The 16,215-nt window shown below is 45.9% G+C and carries 15 protein-coding genes; 4 read left to right on the plus strand and 11 right to left on the minus strand.

What is annotated here, in order from left to right; translation table 11 throughout:
* Positions 1-93: 93 nt before the first annotated feature.
* Positions 94-2,481 (minus strand): ATP-binding cassette domain-containing protein, encoded by a 2,388-nt coding sequence (locus N39L_RS19630; protein WP_006618488.1) that lies wholly within the window; start codon positions 2,479-2,481, stop codon positions 94-96.
* A 242-nt stretch (positions 2,482-2,723) separates the two neighbouring features.
* A complete protein-coding gene (locus tag N39L_RS19635; RefSeq protein WP_014276108.1) occupies positions 2,724-3,029 on the minus strand; it encodes a hypothetical protein in 306 nt (101 codons plus the stop codon).
* A 688-nt stretch (positions 3,030-3,717) separates the two neighbouring features.
* Between N39L_RS19635 and pgl the strand changes: the two genes are divergently transcribed.
* The 4 genes from pgl to N39L_RS19655 all read left to right on the plus strand — a co-directional run bounded on the left by pgl (position 3,718) and on the right by N39L_RS19655 (position 6,906).
* Complete coding sequence (gene pgl / locus N39L_RS19640; RefSeq protein ID WP_006618490.1) at positions 3,718-4,443, plus strand: 6-phosphogluconolactonase; 726 nt, start codon at positions 3,718-3,720, stop codon at positions 4,441-4,443.
* Positions 4,444-4,523: 80 nt separating this feature from the next.
* Positions 4,524-5,378: a double zinc ribbon and FHA domain-containing protein gene (locus N39L_RS19645; RefSeq protein WP_014276110.1), complete on the plus strand. Its 855-nt coding sequence runs from the start codon at positions 4,524-4,526 to the stop codon at positions 5,376-5,378.
* A 98-nt stretch (positions 5,379-5,476) separates the two neighbouring features.
* Positions 5,477-6,178: a PRC-barrel domain-containing protein gene (locus N39L_RS19650; RefSeq protein WP_006616892.1), complete on the plus strand. Its 702-nt coding sequence runs from the start codon at positions 5,477-5,479 to the stop codon at positions 6,176-6,178.
* 305 nt (positions 6,179-6,483) lie between these two features.
* The gene (locus N39L_RS19655) at positions 6,484-6,906 is read left to right on the plus strand and encodes an FHA domain-containing protein (RefSeq protein WP_014276111.1); all 423 of its coding nucleotides are present in this window, start codon (positions 6,484-6,486) and stop codon (positions 6,904-6,906) included.
* 219 nt (positions 6,907-7,125) lie between these two features.
* On the opposite strand, the gene N39L_RS19660 is transcribed toward N39L_RS19655, so the two are convergent.
* The 9 genes from N39L_RS19660 to N39L_RS19700 all read right to left on the minus strand — a co-directional run bounded on the left by N39L_RS19660 (position 7,126) and on the right by N39L_RS19700 (position 16,210).
* Complete coding sequence (locus N39L_RS19660; RefSeq protein ID WP_014276112.1) at positions 7,126-8,802, minus strand: hypothetical protein; 1,677 nt, start codon at positions 8,800-8,802, stop codon at positions 7,126-7,128.
* Positions 8,799-9,170, minus strand: a complete 372-nt coding sequence (locus tag N39L_RS19665) for a hypothetical protein (protein WP_014276113.1) — start codon at positions 9,168-9,170, stop codon at positions 8,799-8,801. Before N39L_RS19665 ends, N39L_RS19660 begins: the two co-directional genes overlap by 4 nt.
* A 58-nt stretch (positions 9,171-9,228) precedes the next feature.
* Positions 9,229-9,720: a PIN domain-containing protein gene (locus tag N39L_RS19670; RefSeq protein ID WP_006616896.1), complete on the minus strand. Its 492-nt coding sequence runs from the start codon at positions 9,718-9,720 to the stop codon at positions 9,229-9,231.
* Positions 9,717-9,968 (minus strand): UPF0175 family protein, encoded by a 252-nt coding sequence (locus N39L_RS19675; RefSeq protein ID WP_006616897.1) that lies wholly within the window; start codon positions 9,966-9,968, stop codon positions 9,717-9,719. The genes N39L_RS19670 and N39L_RS19675 overlap by 4 nt, the downstream gene beginning before the upstream one ends.
* Positions 9,969-10,199: 231 nt before the next feature.
* The gene (locus N39L_RS19680; RefSeq protein ID WP_006616898.1) at positions 10,200-11,225 is read right to left on the minus strand and encodes a hypothetical protein; all 1,026 of its coding nucleotides are present in this window, start codon (positions 11,223-11,225) and stop codon (positions 10,200-10,202) included.
* A gap of 2 nt (positions 11,226-11,227) precedes the next feature.
* The gene (locus N39L_RS19685) at positions 11,228-11,779 is read right to left on the minus strand and encodes a J domain-containing protein (protein ID WP_006616899.1); all 552 of its coding nucleotides are present in this window, start codon (positions 11,777-11,779) and stop codon (positions 11,228-11,230) included.
* A 194-nt stretch (positions 11,780-11,973) separates the two neighbouring features.
* A complete protein-coding gene (locus N39L_RS19690; protein WP_014276115.1) occupies positions 11,974-12,138 on the minus strand; it encodes a hypothetical protein in 165 nt (54 codons plus the stop codon).
* 114 nt (positions 12,139-12,252) lie between these two features.
* Positions 12,253-15,900 carry a CHAT domain-containing protein gene (locus N39L_RS19695; protein ID WP_014276116.1) on the minus strand — a complete coding sequence of 1,216 codons (3,648 nt, stop codon included), beginning with the start codon at positions 15,898-15,900 and terminating at the stop codon, positions 12,253-12,255.
* A gap of 7 nt (positions 15,901-15,907) precedes the next feature.
* On the minus strand, positions 15,908-16,210 hold the full coding sequence (locus N39L_RS19700; protein ID WP_014276117.1) for a hypothetical protein: 303 nt from the start codon (positions 16,208-16,210) through the stop codon (positions 15,908-15,910).
* Positions 16,211-16,215 lie beyond the last annotated feature (5 nt).

Consider the following 16,215-nt stretch of genomic DNA (forward strand, 5'->3'; position numbering starts at 1 on the left):
GTCAATTCTGAGAGAGAGATTACTGTAGCCATACTATAGCCATCCTCAATGATGGGCAACCTAGGCGGGGTAGAGGGTAAAATAGTAAGTAGTCTAAATGATGTCTTTTTGCTTCTGAATAATCGCAGTTAATCCCCAATAAATAAATAAATGTAACCCCAACATACCCCAATTTAATAATAAATTTTCCCAGGTGGGTTCATAAACTGATGATAACTCAAAGGGTTGGGGAATAATTGTGCCATCAGGGAGGGTTACGGGTGGGGGAATTAAGGAATTTATATCCCCCAGGGAACCATAAGCACCCATAGACCAGCGACTCACCATTAACCAAGATACTACTCGGCTAATTCCTTCCATTTTAAATAATACGCCAGAAAATATAATTTGTGGTAATAATAGCAGGGGTAATGCACTATTAGCCTGGGCGCTGTTTTCGACACGAGCAGACACCAACACGCCTAAACTCATGGCTGATATGATAGTCAAAAATGTGGTAATACTTACCCCTAAAATCCAAGGTAATAAAGGATTGGATTTTGCGGAAAAGCAAAGGGCAATTATTCCGACCATTAACAGAGTCTGTAAAAGGGCTAATCCTGATAAGATTAGGAACTTTGAACCCAAATAAGAAACAATCCGTAAATTTACCAACCTTTCCCGGGTATAAATAGCGGTTTCTTTCACTAATTCTTGCAGGGAACTAGATAAACCCACCCAGATAGCTGCACAGGTAAAAACAAATAACACTTGTCGCGCTAAAGATGCTAAACTGGTGTCAGCATCGCCAATAAAGGGATCGCGATCGCCTATAGCCAACCTAATCAATAAAATCCCCACAGGCGCGGTTAGCAAATTCAGTAATAGATTCAACTTGTCCCGCTTAATTAGCTGACCATACCTTTGAGTGAGGATTGATAATTGTCGGGGAATATTGGCGAGTTTATGAGTAGCAGGTTGCCGATTTTTTTCGGGTGTTTCTCCCCCGGTGAGATGATTAACTACATAATTCTGAAATTGAGGAGATTTACGAAACCGTAAAGACCATTCTTGAGCGATCGCTTCTCCCTCTTCCAGCAAATTATAAATATCGGCAAAATCCCCGGTATCTAACTCAAAAAACTCGAAGGCTTCCCCTGGGGGTCCAAAATAACATAACCGCCCCCCCCTTCCTAAAAATACTACCCGATCGCACATCATCATATTGGCGGTAGCATGGGTAACTAAAATCACTGTCCGTCCTTGGTTAGCCAAACGACGTAACAATTCCATCATCTTTTTATCCAACCCCGGATCAAGTCCTGATGTGGGTTCATCCAGAAAAAATAACTTAGGATCTGCTAACAATTCCACCCCGATACTAACCCGTTTTCGTTGTCCGCCGCTAAGTTGCGACACCATGACATCACGGCGATCGAGCATTTCTATTTCGTAGAGAGTTTTAGTAACTGTGGCTTCCATATCCCCGTCTGGAGGTAAGCGCAATTTAGCCGCATAGGTGAGAACTTCTCCCACAGTTAAGTCTCTATGAATAATATCATCTTGGGGAACATAACCTATTTGGTGGCGATAGAGATTAAAGTTTTGTTGTAATTCGTCCCCATTCAGATAAACGGAACCCTTAGTTGTAGGACTCAGACCTAATAAGGTTCGCATTAGGGTAGATTTTCCCGCACCACTTCCCCCTACTAATGCCACAAATTGTCCGGGTTCAATGGCGAAGGTTAAATCACTTAATAAGACTTTAGATTTACCTCGGCGATCGCGGACTAATCTCAGCAATCTTTCCGCATCTAATCTGATGCGATCGCCTAAATCCATGATTTCCAAATTATCCCCCTGACGCATCAGGGTAAACGGACCGATTCTCATGGTATCGTTATCTAGTAATCGGGTAGCTTTCTGGATTCTTTTACCATTGACAAATATGCCATTAGCGCTATAATCATTTAAAATATAATGACCCTGATCATCGGGTTCAATAATGCCATGACATCGTGATACAATAGGGGAATCTAACTGCACTGTGGCGGTGGAGTCTCTACCTAACATCACCGATCGCTCTTTGAGAGAGATAGGCGGAATCACTGAATAGGGGGAGGTGGTGGGATTATTGGGGTCAAAGTAGCGCAACCTCATCTGATTTTTGGGGTTCTGACCGATGGTAATTTCCACCCCACTCCGCAGTCGATAGCCTTCCTTAGCTGTAATTCTAGTATGGTTGACAAACAGACCATTGGTGCTAGGTTGCTGTCCGTCTCCGTCATAAATATAGTAGGTGTCTCCGATTTGGCGTAGAATTAGATGACCAGCGGAAATTACCCGCCAGGTTTCGGGAACTACTAAATCAGCGCGGGTGCGATCGCGTCCCAAAATATGCTGATTTTGGGTCAATTCAAAGGTGAGGACTTGTCCCTGATTGTTTAATTCTAAATAGGGGGACTTCTTCGATAAGTTGGACTTCCCATTTAAACCCGTCATCGCTACACCTCCCAAATCCTATCAGGTCAGCATACCAAATATATGCACCTGTTGAGTTAACCGTCAATTCTCAACAGACCAGGGACAAGAGACAAGGAAAAACGAAAAATTAAAAATCCCCCTGAATTAGGGGGATAGGGGGAAGTGGTGGGGGATGGTATAAGATAATTTTAGTCATTGGGGGTAATATCCCCAAGAATTTATCAGGTTTTCTCAAAATTTTTTTTCACCAGTATAGAAGTTTATGCTATCTGGATATATGAAAGTTTACGACGGTTTTCAATAGCATCAATTTGAGACTTAATCCACTCCAAATCAGGGGAAATAATTTGTTCATCGGTTAAGTGATCGTAGGCTTCCCAAAGACCGTTAACATCGGCATCATACCAGATAAACCAGTCGCGATAAAGTTCGCCTTCGTCAATATCTGGACACAAAGCCAGCCAATCATCTCCAGTAAAGTGAGCCACTTCATCGGCAATTAGATACAGCCAAGAATTAGTAGATTCAACAGGAGAGTTAGTAGGGTAACAAATGGTAGATGTCATCGCTTTTTCTCTGAACTCGATAACTATAATATACCCAGATATGATTAACTTGGGGATAGTGTATGTGACAGTATTTGAACTGTGACAGTTCCCCAAACCTCAAAATTTCTATCCGTAGTAGTCGCCCAAAACCGGAAAGGCTGGCATAATAACCTAGATGTCAACCCATCTGTTTGACGGCTTTTCAACTGCCATGACCATTGTTTAACTCCGAGGATTCTGGCCACTTCAAGCTGCTTGTGCTTGAGTTTTTTTTTCCTCAGACTTGATCACGATCCATTTGCCACTTATGGGGTCACGGTAAGTGGTGAATGGATTAGACTTTAGTTTTTTGTAACCAATTTGAGTATCCATCTGCTTAATTCTGATAGAATCGCCCTCAGTCTCTACAGACAAGGGGCGGAAGGACTAAAGGGTTAGAGTTGGGTTGAAATCGGGATGAACTCTAAAAACTATGCCCTGTATCTTGATTATTGTGTGAAACGTCTCTTATTTACCGTGATACCATGCCCTAGTTCAGGTGAAATTGATCAAGAATAATTGTGATATAAAACACCTAAGACTTGTGATCTTGCATCCGTGATTTTTCGGAGGTTACACTGTCCCCGTGAGCATAGGCCGACTAAGTAATTGACGATTTGCCAGAAAAAGGCTTTATGATGTGGTCAAAGCTGATTTTGAGGATATGATGCACAAAATAATCGAAGTTTTAGCTACCCGCGAACAAATGGTCGGGCGATCGCAAGAAATCATCCTCAGCAAAATGGAGGCGGCGGTGAAAAGCCGAAATCGATTCACCATAGCCTTAGCCGGGGGAGGGACTCCCCAACCCATTTATGAAGCCTTAGCCAAACAAGATCTACCCCTAGACCAGATCCATATTTTCTGGGGAGATGAACGCTATGTGCCCCCAGATCACCCAGATAGTAACCAGAAAATGGCTCGCAGTGCTTGGTTAGATCGGGTTAACTTCCCAGAGTCTAACATTCATCCTATGCCCACGGGTAGCGGCAATCCCCAACTAGACGCAGAAAACCACGATCGCCAAATTCGAGAATTTTTTGGGGTAGATCCGGGAGAATTTCCCAGTTTTGATATGATCTTGTTAGGAATGGGGGATGATGCCCATACAGCTTCTCTGTTTCCGTTGACAGATGCGCTGCAAGTGTGCGATCGCTTAGTAACAGTGGGGAATAAAGACGGTCAACCTCGCATCACCTTCACCATTCCTCTCATCAATCAAGCTGATTGTGTGATGTTCCTAGTAGCTGGGGCTAGTAAGCGATCGGCTCTGGCGCAAGTTTTTGCCCCTACAGGGGATGCAAATGCCTACCCTAGTCGCTTCATTCAGCCCCAGGGTGAACTTTGGTGGCTACTTGATGCGGCGGCGGGAGAAGAAATCCAGAAAGGCTGAGATTTCAGTGATTGATGGTAGGTTAGGATCTAAGTATTAGCTATGGTGCGATCGCTCTTCTATGGCGAAAGGAGAACCCTATGATTGTCTGTCCAAATTGTAATCATCAGAACCCAGAGGGCGCAACTCAGTGCGAATCTTGTTATACTCCCCTTCCCACTACTACCAGTTGTCCCAATTGTGGCGCAACAGTCCAAGCCGATGCTTCTTTCTGCGGTCAGTGTGGTTATAATTTGCTACCGACCCCCGAGGGTGAAGAAAACCAAAACCCTGATTTAATTCCTACGGTAGTTCCGCCGCTACCAGATTTGGTATTTCCTGACCCGATACCAGATGAAGAGGTAGCCACAGTAGCATCTAATCCTAATTCTGCTGTCAATTTACAAAAATCGACTCCCGACCCATCTTTGGCATCACCTCAGCCCGACCCCGACCCAGCCCCCGACCCCGACCCCGACCCCGACCCCGACCCCATCCCCGACCCCATCCCCGACCCCGACCCAGTACAACCCCCAACTCAGTCAACAGTCCCACCACAACCAGACCCCATATTCCCCTCTCCCCCACCAGTGGCTAATGTGGGAACTCCCGCCACCCAACTCCAGCAACAAACCGCTAAATTGGTTCATGTTCAAAGTCAAACCCTGCTGGAAATACCCCAAAACTTACCCGTGATTCATATTGGCAAACCTAATGATTTAGTACCCCCGGATATAGATGTTTCTGGATTTGCTAATGCGGAAATTGTTTCCCGAACTCATGCTAATATTCGCCCAGAAGGAGATGCCTATTATATTGAGGACGTGGGTAGTTCTAACGGAACATATATTAACAATATTCCTCTGCCAAAAGGAAACCGTCATCGCTTGCGACCAGGCGATCGTATTGCTTTAGGTAAAGGGGATATGGTGTCGTTTATTTTTCAGTTGTCCTAAAACCTGACCCAGCCGCCAGCCACCTAATTAACATATTAGCTGTGCTTTGTCAACAATTATGTTACAATTAATAGCACCTATCAAGGAAAAAATTTGCTATGAACGCTAAGAAAGGAATCATCAAACGTAGTGACCTAATCGGTCGGCTAGTCCTCGATCGCCAAACTGTAGAAAAATTAGGCGACATCGAAGAAATTGCAGTCGATCTGAACTCCAACCAAGTGATAGGCTTCACCACCAAGTCAGGAATGTTACCAGTAGGAGGCAAAAAACGGGCATTTAGTTGGCAACAAATTGATACTATTGGGGTCGATGCTGTTTTGGTGAATAAATCCACCGATGAAGATGAGTTTTTATTGCCAGAAAATGCGGATTCTAGCATGGGTCATGAAGTCTGGACAGATGCTGGTAAAAAAGTCGGGGTTCTGGTTGACTATCTAATTAAAAATGATACAGGTACAGTGACTAATTACTTGTTCAAAACTGATGGTGGTTTGCGAGGCATTTTACAGGGGATCTATATTATGCCAGCATCAGCCATGACCAGCGCGGGTAGTAAGCGAGTAATTGTGTCGGAATCAATGGTTGAAAATCCTCCCCAGTATACAGAAGGCTTGGATCAAAAAATTCGTCAGGCGGCGGGATTTTTACAGTACGATTTTGAACAGACTCTCAGCGACCTGGAAGGCTTAAAAAAATATGCCCAAGAGTTGGGGAAATCCTCATCGGATAGTGCTGAGAACAACTTAGACAAGGAGGATACTAAATCATCCGACACTGCTGATGCCGAAAATCCCTAAAATAATGATTATAGCCAGCCATAATGGCTAAATTAGATGACTAAGTAGGTGGGAAAAATGACGGACAATGACCATATCATAAAACTGAAACTTTCCGCTCCCATAAAATCAGTTTTTATGTCTGAATGTGATTTTTTTTGCACCTGCTTATTCAATGGTTCAAACTGTCTGATTGTAGTAATTTACCGCACATCTTATCACAAGCTTACAACTTGGTATACATTGCCAAAAATAGCTATAACTTGTAGGTTGGTTATCTATCTTTCAGGACTTTGTTGTATATTTTTGGCCTCTTAAATTTTGGTGTGATTACTCTCATCCTGCTTCATTCTAGCCGACCTGTTCCTCTACATCGTTGGACTTTTGAGGATAAACCAATCTTGCGTATTGGTCGCTCGAAAGATAATGATGTTATTATTGGTAGTGCCGTGGTTTCAAGACATCATCTGGAATTGTGGAATAAAACATCTGGATGGGAATTAGTGAATTTTGGTGCTAATGGCACTTATGTTAATAATCAGATGGTTAACAAGAGGCGAATTGTAGATGGTATGGTGGTGCGCTTAGGACACACCGGACCGAGGCTTTTAATTCGCTTAAAACTTGTTAATGATATTCACCTAAATAAGCAATTAGATATCCCAGATTTAGAAGAGTTAGCAGCCAATGAGATCACCGAATCCGACCCAGGTCATACTACCCGGATCGAGTTTGATGATGATGATTAAACATTCAGGAAATTAAGTAGCTTTAATCTAGTGAAATCACGATCCGGATCGCCTTTTTTTAATCCCATATTTGGCAGCTTTGAAGGCTAAATAAGCCACTAGACTACTGATGGCGATACATCCTCCGGACACCCGGCGCGATCGCCCTAATATCAATTATCCTTAATGGCTCTGATCATGACGGCGATTGTCGTTATCTCCTGTCTGCTGGAGTCACCCTCACGGCTGTTGGCTTCGCTTGTTTACCCCAGGGGAGGGCGATCGCCTTTTTTTACTGCACTTAATCCAGCATTTAGCGCCCAACCACGCCACCACAGCGGCACCGAAACTCAGCACCACAGCAATAGTAAAAGGATGCACATTATCACCTCGATTAGCTTCCCAGGGAAAGGTCATTTTCTCCTGAAAAATCAACCCCGAAGTCGAAGCTACGATCGCCCCCACCGCAATTCCCCACCCAGCCGCTTGGATTTGATGTTCTAGGGCGCGATCGCGTTCTGCTTGGTCAATTTCCACCAATCCGCGAATCGTATTAATTGCCGTATCTAGCAGTCTTTCCCCTTGTTGCAGATACACCAAATCGGCTTTTATTTGTCCCTGAAACATCCCAAAAATCTGATTTGCCTTATCCCGCCACCCGGTCAAATCACTTTGACTTTTTATCTCCATGCGTGTCAGAGTATTGAGATAATTTTGCCGGTTGATGGCGATCGTATTCTCGAACGTGACCAAACTCCGCATTCGTTGAGAATAGCGCAACGATAAATCCAACAAATTCTTAATTTCCTGCTTTAATGACCTTAACTCGTCCTCCGACAAATCCGGCGGCACATTCGTCGCAATATTCGGCGGAAAAGTCCGAATCGTCTCCTCTATCGTTTTAATATCCCGATTTGCCCTTTTATATTCCTCACGACTATCGAGGTAATTTTGATGAATCTTGCGTTCATAAAAAAACAACTCCGGTAACGACCACTGCACCCCATTAAGTTTCTCTTTACTATCCTCTGAAAATAGCAGCAAAATCAGAATCTGTCCGTAGGAATGGCGATTATAAATCTTCTGATACTCATACAAAAATCCCCCAAAAAACTCTCGACTCTCCCAGAAAGGTGGCGCGGTTTCTAGGGAGTCTAATTTTAACAAGTTTTGTAATAGTTCATCGGCTAAGTGTTTTCCCTTCTCCAGAGTCTCTGGGGGTGATTCCATCAAACCACTAAACAGAATCGTTGTCCCCCAAGAGGCTTGTTTGAGATGGTTTTGTAGGGGTTCGTCTAGGGTTGACGAAGTTCCGGCAAAAAATGAGTCAGGGGGTTTTAATTCCGCAAGTTCTGAGAACTTCACCCCATCTTGTCCCAGTTTTTGGGGACGCAATAGTTGCAACAAAAAACTATAGCTATCATTCATATATTGAGGACGGAAAGCTCCCCGATATTTCCGGGACAAATTTAAGTGTTGAATGCCGATTTTTCCGGGATTATTAATAATTTTAAAAAATGGATTATTATTCTTATCATCAGTTAAATCTTCAAAATCCGCCCTAAATAGATAGTTTTTTATCACATCTTCTAGGGTCTGGCTGCTCAGATAATCTTCTAAATTAATGAGAATTTCCAGAACAATTATCCTCAGTTCAACCCACCATAAAAACAGTTTAATTGTGTGAATATACTCAAGCCACTTATCAATAATTGACCAGGGAGATAACATCTCTTTTTGTAGTTTTTTGATTAGGGAATCCACCAACCCATAATCCGCCAATAACTGCACATAATAGGCAATCAGTGACCTTAAATCTAAATCCTTGTCGGCTTCGTTAAGGTTTGTGGTTCTGAGGAGTTTTAAATGATAGGTAAATAACCGAATTTCTGGGGCATAAATAACCTTATCTGTCATGATGATTGCTGCTCATGTTGCCCTTGAGCTTGGCTAATGGTTTCATCCACAAATTTTAGAGATAAGTTACCCAATCGAATTTGTTGTTCGGTTTCGTCCTCGTCTGGGTCTTCATCTTCAGGAATCGAATCACTTAGGACAGGTCGGAGAGCTTGGAGAATTGAACTATATTGGTGTTCTTTACACCATTTTGTAATGGCTCGTGCTATGATTTTAATGTCATCATTGGCTTGAGCGAGGCCCGCTTGCAGTTCCGGTAAATTTTCCCAAGCTGTAGGGGGGATAATCGCACTTTCCGATTTTTTGCTTTCTCGATGGAGAAGCAGTAAGAAAGCCCGCACAATTCGTTCTTTTTCAGATGTGGGCATCGTCTAACCTTATCATGGCTAACTGTATTATAAGGCGATCGCCGTAAAACCAATAATTTTAATCAGGCTCTTGGGCAAGGGTTAAGACACGCTGATAAAGTTGGGGGCTGACGCGAAAACCAGCCTCGTTGATCAGCGCATCCATAATAGGTTTAACCTGGGGGATGAGGTTTCTTTGTTTGGCAACCAGCAGAATGCCCAGGATACCAATGATAGACAGCCCTAACCGCAGAGCTTCTTGCCGTCCCAAGCGTTCATCAATCAGTAGATCATCCGCTTGTAGCTCCAGTGCCAAGGCGATCGCATTTGCTTCTCCAGCATCTAATCCTCGTTCTTGTTGCAGTTGGTTCGCGAGTTGGGAGTGGGTGAGGGGTTGGGTTTGAATCCAGCCGACTTGGAGAATAGCTGGAATGATAGGATTGCGGGCGGCTGCTAGTTCTCTAGCCACAACGTCAGGAATAATCACCCTTTGATAAATTGCTTCTAGCAACCAAAGATGATTAACAATAGCAAGATTGGAAACAGCAGACGTATCGCTCACAACAATCATAACCAGCCGCGATCGCGCAGGTGCTGGACATCCTGTTCAAAATCTGCTACATCGTAGTGAACACAGATGCCACGCTCTGCCAGCAGCTTTTGAAACTCCATAATCTCCATCGCCGCAATAGTGCTGGCACGGCTGAGAGAAACCCGCTCTTGTTCAAACAGGGCCACAGCAATTTCCCTAAGCCAGTCCTTCTGATTAAAGGTTTCAGTTTGGCTAAGGCTATCCGGTAGATTCAGAGTAATTTGCATCCGCTCACCTTCCCACACTCACATTAATTTTCTGGGTCAACTGTCAGGATTAGCCTTTTCCCGGCTCGCGCTCCTGACTCAATTATAATCCCGCCGCCGTAAACCCTGACCAATAATAGGCATTAGCAAAGGGGGGGGGTCATCAAATAAACTCAAATAGTCTTCCACCGCTTCCATTCCTTCCTCCGTCGCCTAATGGTCATATTTCAGCCAGTCAAGAACACCAGAACTTTAATCTCTACTTTCAGGTAATGTCCGTTGTACTTGAGCCAATTTAAACATGAGAACTCTTTGCTTATTATGCAAGGTTAAGATTAATTCATGCTTGTCGGGATAGCGCCACTCCACATAATCAATGAAGTCATCGATTGTACAAGTTTTTTGGGTTCCTCCATTCCATTGATGAAAATCTTCATGCAGTCTTTTGTCAATTGTTAAAATGTTATCTGGATCGGCGCTGAGAAAATGATAAGCATTTTTGTCATAAAGATGATGACCAACCAGTTCAATCCGTTGGTTATACTTATCTCTAACAACACCCGTCACCTGACAAGTTTTTTGATCTCTATTTTTGGCGAAGTTCATAGCTTGCTCAATCTGTTTTGGCTCTGGAGAAGGCGCGATCGCCAGAAATTCTAATACCGGAGGAGCCACTTCACTCACCCGTTTACAATAAGCCCGCCTCTCCTCTGAGCGCAATTTCAAGGACAATTCTATACTGAGTTTTTCTAAGCCAGACAAAGAGAAGAATCTCATGCCGTCATAATCTTCAAAGTCTATATTCATTCTCATGGGAAAATCCGATCTTTGAATATCTCTAAACGCCTGCTCTAACCTGGAGGAAGTGGTAATAAATATCCGTACTACATCTTCTCGATTAAGCCAGTGACGTTTATTTCTGGAAACTAGAGAAGAAGTATTTTCATACAGCGCCCTCCGAATCTTTGCATCTATTTGATTGACGCTGTATTTATCTAGTAATGCAATCACTCTTTTGAGGGAAATCTGAGTGGCATCGCCTCTCAAATCCAGATAACTGGCAATAGCCAAAGCTCCTTCCCGGGAAAAAATCCTAATCGGTTGTTGCTTAGTTACATAATTTTGAACCACAAAATGTAACCATTCTTTGAGTCGAATACTTTCATCAGTCGATGCTTGTAGAAAATCAACTATTTCGTCTAAACCTTGTTGAGTTAGTTCTAAAGATTCAGCCAGTTTTATTTCTTCAATATAAAAAATTTCTCTATCAAAAGGCATCTTCAAAATCCAGCAATTATACTCTTGTACATATTTTCCACTTGCTCAAAAATTGCTCTGTCACCCGTTACCAAATTGTCAGGATGATAAATTTTCGATAATTGATAGTAGGCCATTTTGACATCATTCTTGGTAGCGGTTTTGGGATCTAGCCCAAATACCTGCCAGGGTTTAAAGTATTTAAAAATATCAATTCCATTAATACAACCATATCCTTCCTGGCTTTGCTCATGGGGAAGAATACCCACAAATTTTCGATAGAGTGTTTCCCAGGTGAGTTGTAAGCGAAAGTCTAACTTGTCCATGCCATCAGTAGCCATCCTGAATGCACCAGATTTTTTCAACTCCGATGTATCCTTGACACTAAACCGCTCATAAATAGCTTTTTTTAGCTCATGAGTCTTCAGCGAATGAGCTTTATTGCTTGACTTTTGCTGTGATATCTCAAGAACGAAATAGGCAAACTTCTCCAAAAGTTTGGAGTCAACTTGCCTGACTTGAGCAAGACGATCTATCTCAGTCTTTACTTCTGGATCTAGAACTACCTGGGGCATGGGAGTACCACCACAACTTTATCTTATTAATTATACCAAGACCTTCATGGTAAGTCGAAGAAAGTGCTTGTGGCAAAAAGGTTTCGTATTCTGCGGGTGTTATCTCGCTGTGGGATAACTGCGTTACCCCTGCCCTAAAAACGCCCCCACCTGCTGCGCCACATAAAGTGGGAAGGGTCTGACCTGATCATGGCTCAACTCTCCCACATTATAACCCTTTGAGCTTTGCTAGTCTGAAGTACCTTTAACATGGTATCTGCTGCCTCATCTGCATCATAAGGCGACCATACCGGGTAAGCTTGGTCAGGTTTAATCAGATCCGCTTCTTCTTGGGCGAGTTCTGAAATGAGAAGCTGCATGAGATAGAACTTGTCTGAACGGCTCAGTCCCTTCAAGGTTGAGATTAATTCTAAGCAAACCATTGTAATGACTCAAGTCACGAGAGGTTTGTCTTTCTATTCTCATGATACCCATCAATTCCCGATCGCCGTAAACGCTGACCAATAATAGGCATTAGCAAAGGGGGGGTTATCATCAAATAAACTCAAACGGTCTTCCACTTCCTCCACTTCCTCCTCCGTCGCCTTCTGCTCATGTTTGAGCCAGTCCAGAATCTCCGCAGAAGATAACCCCCGTAACCAGGTTTGAGCCGCTTGCAGGGCAACTGTCACCGAGGGATAATCGGGTAAAATTTGATAGAGGCGCAGGGTCACCAGAGTCGCCGCCAGTTCATCCACATTCCAGAGACTGGCGACCACCGTTCGCGCTCCCGCGTAGAAAAAAGCACTGGATAATCCCACATAGTCATCCGTGTGGGAGGTTTCCACCAAGCCCGTTTTGCAAGCCGACAGCACCAGCAGGCGACAGAGGGGAATATTCAGACCGTTGAAAATCTCCAGAAACGTCAGCTTTTCCCCATTCGCCAATTTCAGATAGGCGTTGAGGGGGTTAGCCTCGTCAAATTCACCGTGACAGCCAAAATGGACGGCGTGACTCTGCTCAAGGAAGGTTTGGGTGTGGGGTTGGGTTAAATTCGCCCGGGTAGCTTGGTCGCGACGCAAGACTTGATGGGGGCTGAATTGGCGCAGTAAGAGTTCCACCCCCCACTCCGCATAGTCCAGGTCTTCCGTCGGGTTTTGAATCGCGAAGAAGGGGACGGTTTCCCGGTTGAGGGGGGGACGCTGCTGGAGGTTGTTGAGAATTTGACAACTGGGGGCATATTGCACCGGGAACCAGTCTTGCAGGGGTTTTCCCTCACCCCCAGAAGGCGAGGGGAGAGAGACAGGGAGAGCGTGGAGGGGGATGAGGTGCAGTTCCCGGTGGGGAATCAGGATGAGGTGTTGAATCTCCGATAATTCAGCCAGAAGGCGGGGGAGTTGCAGGGCACCGCTGAGGGTTTCCAGGCGTTGGGGGAGTTGCTGATTCCAGGAGGGTTTTCCGTAGTCGCTGCGGTAGTCCTGGAGGGCTTGGTCCAGGTGTTGGCGGTCTTCCGCGCTGAAGGGGTGGGGGGTAATCTGGATTTGCTCGTCTCGGCGGGTGACGAGGAAGGCGTAAAACCCGGATTCCGCTTCCCTGGGGAGATACCACTCGATGAGGGCGGTTTGGGGCGGGAGGAGGCGGCGCAAGTCCGGGAGTTGGGCTGGGACTTGTTGGGTGAGGGTAAAGTTGGGGTCGTCCAGTTCCGTGAGCAGGTCTTGGAATTGCTGGTTAGCGGCTTGGAGTTGTTGGCGGATGAGGGTTTCCGGTGAGGGTTGGTTGGGGTGCTTCTCCGTAGCGGGGGTGAGGGTGTCCCTGGAGGTGTAGGCGAGTTGTTGTTGGTAGCTGGCGATTTGACGGCGCAGGTCGCTGATGCGTTGTTTTTGTGCGTCGGTGGCGTTTTTGGGGTAGAGGTTGGCGCTGTCGAGGAGTTCGAGGAGGGTGCGGGATTTACTGCGTTCCACGGTGAGCAAGGCTTGGGGGTAGTCTTGGTGGTTGATGCAGGCTTGCACCATTTTTTGATAGATATCAAGGGAGTTGGCGATGAGTTCCCGTTTAGTGGCTTCGGAGGTGGCCCAGTAGCGGCTTTGTTCGATGGCAAGGATGGCTTGGTTATAGCCTTCGATGGCGATTTCCCAGTTTTGGAGGTCATAGCCGAGGTTGCCGAGGTTGCGTCCGGTTTCAAGGCAGTTTAGGGGGAAGGCGGAGGGGGTAAAGACTTCGAGGGCAGCTTGGAAGCAGCGAATTGCCTCCTCGATATTGTCCGCTAGCTCTCCCCGGATGCGGTGTGAGTAGGCAATCGCCAAGTTATGTTGAGTCCTTGCCCAGTATTGGGGAAAAGCATTACGGGTCCTTACTTCTAAAGCGGCTTCATAGCAGGCGATCGCCCGCTCAATATTCTCCGCCCGCTCTCCCTGGATCCGTTGACAGTAGGCATTCCCCAAGTTATTTTGAGTTATCGCCCATTTTTCCGGATAGGCACTGGAGGTATAGACCTCTAAAGCCGCTTCTAAGCAGCCAATCGCCCGCTCCTGGTTCCCGGCTTCCTCTCCCCGGATCCGGTTACGGTAGGCTTCTCCCAAGTTATTTTGAGTCATCGCCCATTTTTCCGGATAGGCACTGGAGGTATAGACCTCTAAAGCCGCTTCTAAGCAGCCAATCGCCCGCTCCTGGTTCTCTGCTTCCTTTCCCCGGATCCGGTTAGAGTAGGCAATTGCCAAGTTATTTTGAGCTTCTGCCCATTGTTCGGGACAAGCGCTGCTGGTTCTCACTTCCAAAGCGCCTTCAAATGAGCGAATTGCCAGCTCTAGGTTATCGGCTCGCTCTCCCCGGATGCGGTATAAGTAGGCAAGCCCCAAGTTATTTTGCGACATCGCCCATTTTTCCGGATAGGCGCTGGGGGTATAGATTTCAAAGGCTGCTTCGGAGTAGCGAATTGCCCGCTCGATGTTCTCCCCCCGCTCTCCTCGGATGCGCTTCCAGTAGGCAAGTCCCAAGTTATTTTGCGTGTCTGCCCAATCTTCGGGAAATGCGCTGCGAGTCCTCACTTCTAAAGCGGCTTCATAGCAGGCGATCGCCTGCTCTATGTTCTCAGATCGTTCTCCCCGGATGCGGTCGCTGTAGGCATTCCCCAAGTTATTTTGCGTGTCTGCCCAATCTTCAGGATAGGCACTGAGGGTATAAACTTCCAAAGCGGCTGCGTAGTGGCCAATCGCCTGATCCAGGTTCTCGGCTTGCTCTCCCTGGATGCGGTATAAGTAGGCATTTCCCAAGTTGTTTTGCGACATCGCCCATTGTTCGGGGTAGGCGCTGCGGGTTCTGACTTCTAAAGCGGCTTCGTAGTAGCCAATTGCCCGTTCTAGGTTCTCCCCTCGTTCTCCCCGGATGCGGTTACGATAGGCTTCTCCCAAGTTATTTTGTGTCATTGCCCATTCTTCGAGATAGGCACTGGGGGCATAGACTTCTAAGGCGGCTTGGTAGCGGCGAATCGCCTCCTCGATGTTCTCCGCCCGCTCTCCCTGTAGACGATATAAGTAGGCATTTCCCAAGATATTTTGAATGGTTGCCCAGGCAGTTCCGTTATTCTGACCATCAAAAAAATCGAGGGCTTTGGTGTAGATAGTAATAGCAATTTCTAGATTAATCGCCCGTTGACCCCGAGGAAATTGTTGAACTAAATTGGCAAAACTAAATAAAGTAGCAATGTTAGTGCTTGTGGCAAAGGCAGGAATCAGAGCAATCAGATCCTGATTCAGTTTGTCCCCGTGACTGTCTAGGAAAGGATAAACAACAGACGGACTAAAACCACTTTCTCTGGTCAAGCGCAGGGCTTCTTGCAAAAAGGTTTTATATTCTGCGGGTGTTATCTCGCTTTGGGATGGCTGCACTGCCCCCTGCGCTAAAAACACCCCTATCCGTCGTGCCACATTTCGTACAAACTCTGCCTCCTCATTGTGTTCCGCTTCCTGAAACTGTGCTGCCGCCCACTCGCACACCTGCACAAAACCTTCATCCAGCAACTCCAGATGACTTTTGAGGATTTGCGGTTCCTCCCCACTGGGACATTCGAGGAGTTCTTGAATCAGGGAGAGATAAGCCTGCGATCGCTCTTCATCCATAGCCACACACCGGATAGGGGACACCATCCCGATTTTACCCCATCCCCGCCAGTCTCAAACCCAAGAAACCGGGTTGCGCCCATCCCCTCATTTCCCCCCCCAACTCTCCCAAAAACCCAGTTTCCGACCTCAAACCTGAAACCGGGTTTCTTGCACCGACCCATTTCCCACTGCAACCTTCCTGAAACCCGGTTTCTTTCCCCCCACTAGCCAAGAAACCGGGTTGCGCCCATCCCCTCATTTCCCCCCAAACCCTCCCAAAAACCCGGTTTCTGATCGCCTGAAACCGGGTTTCCCCTGAACGTTGAGGCGTTCTTGAATCAGGTAGGGACACCATCCCGA

The sequence above is a fragment of the Limnospira platensis NIES-39 genome (genome assembly GCF_026000695.1).
In the GTDB taxonomy this organism is placed as follows: domain Bacteria; phylum Cyanobacteriota; class Cyanobacteriia; order Cyanobacteriales; family Microcoleaceae; genus Limnospira; species Limnospira platensis.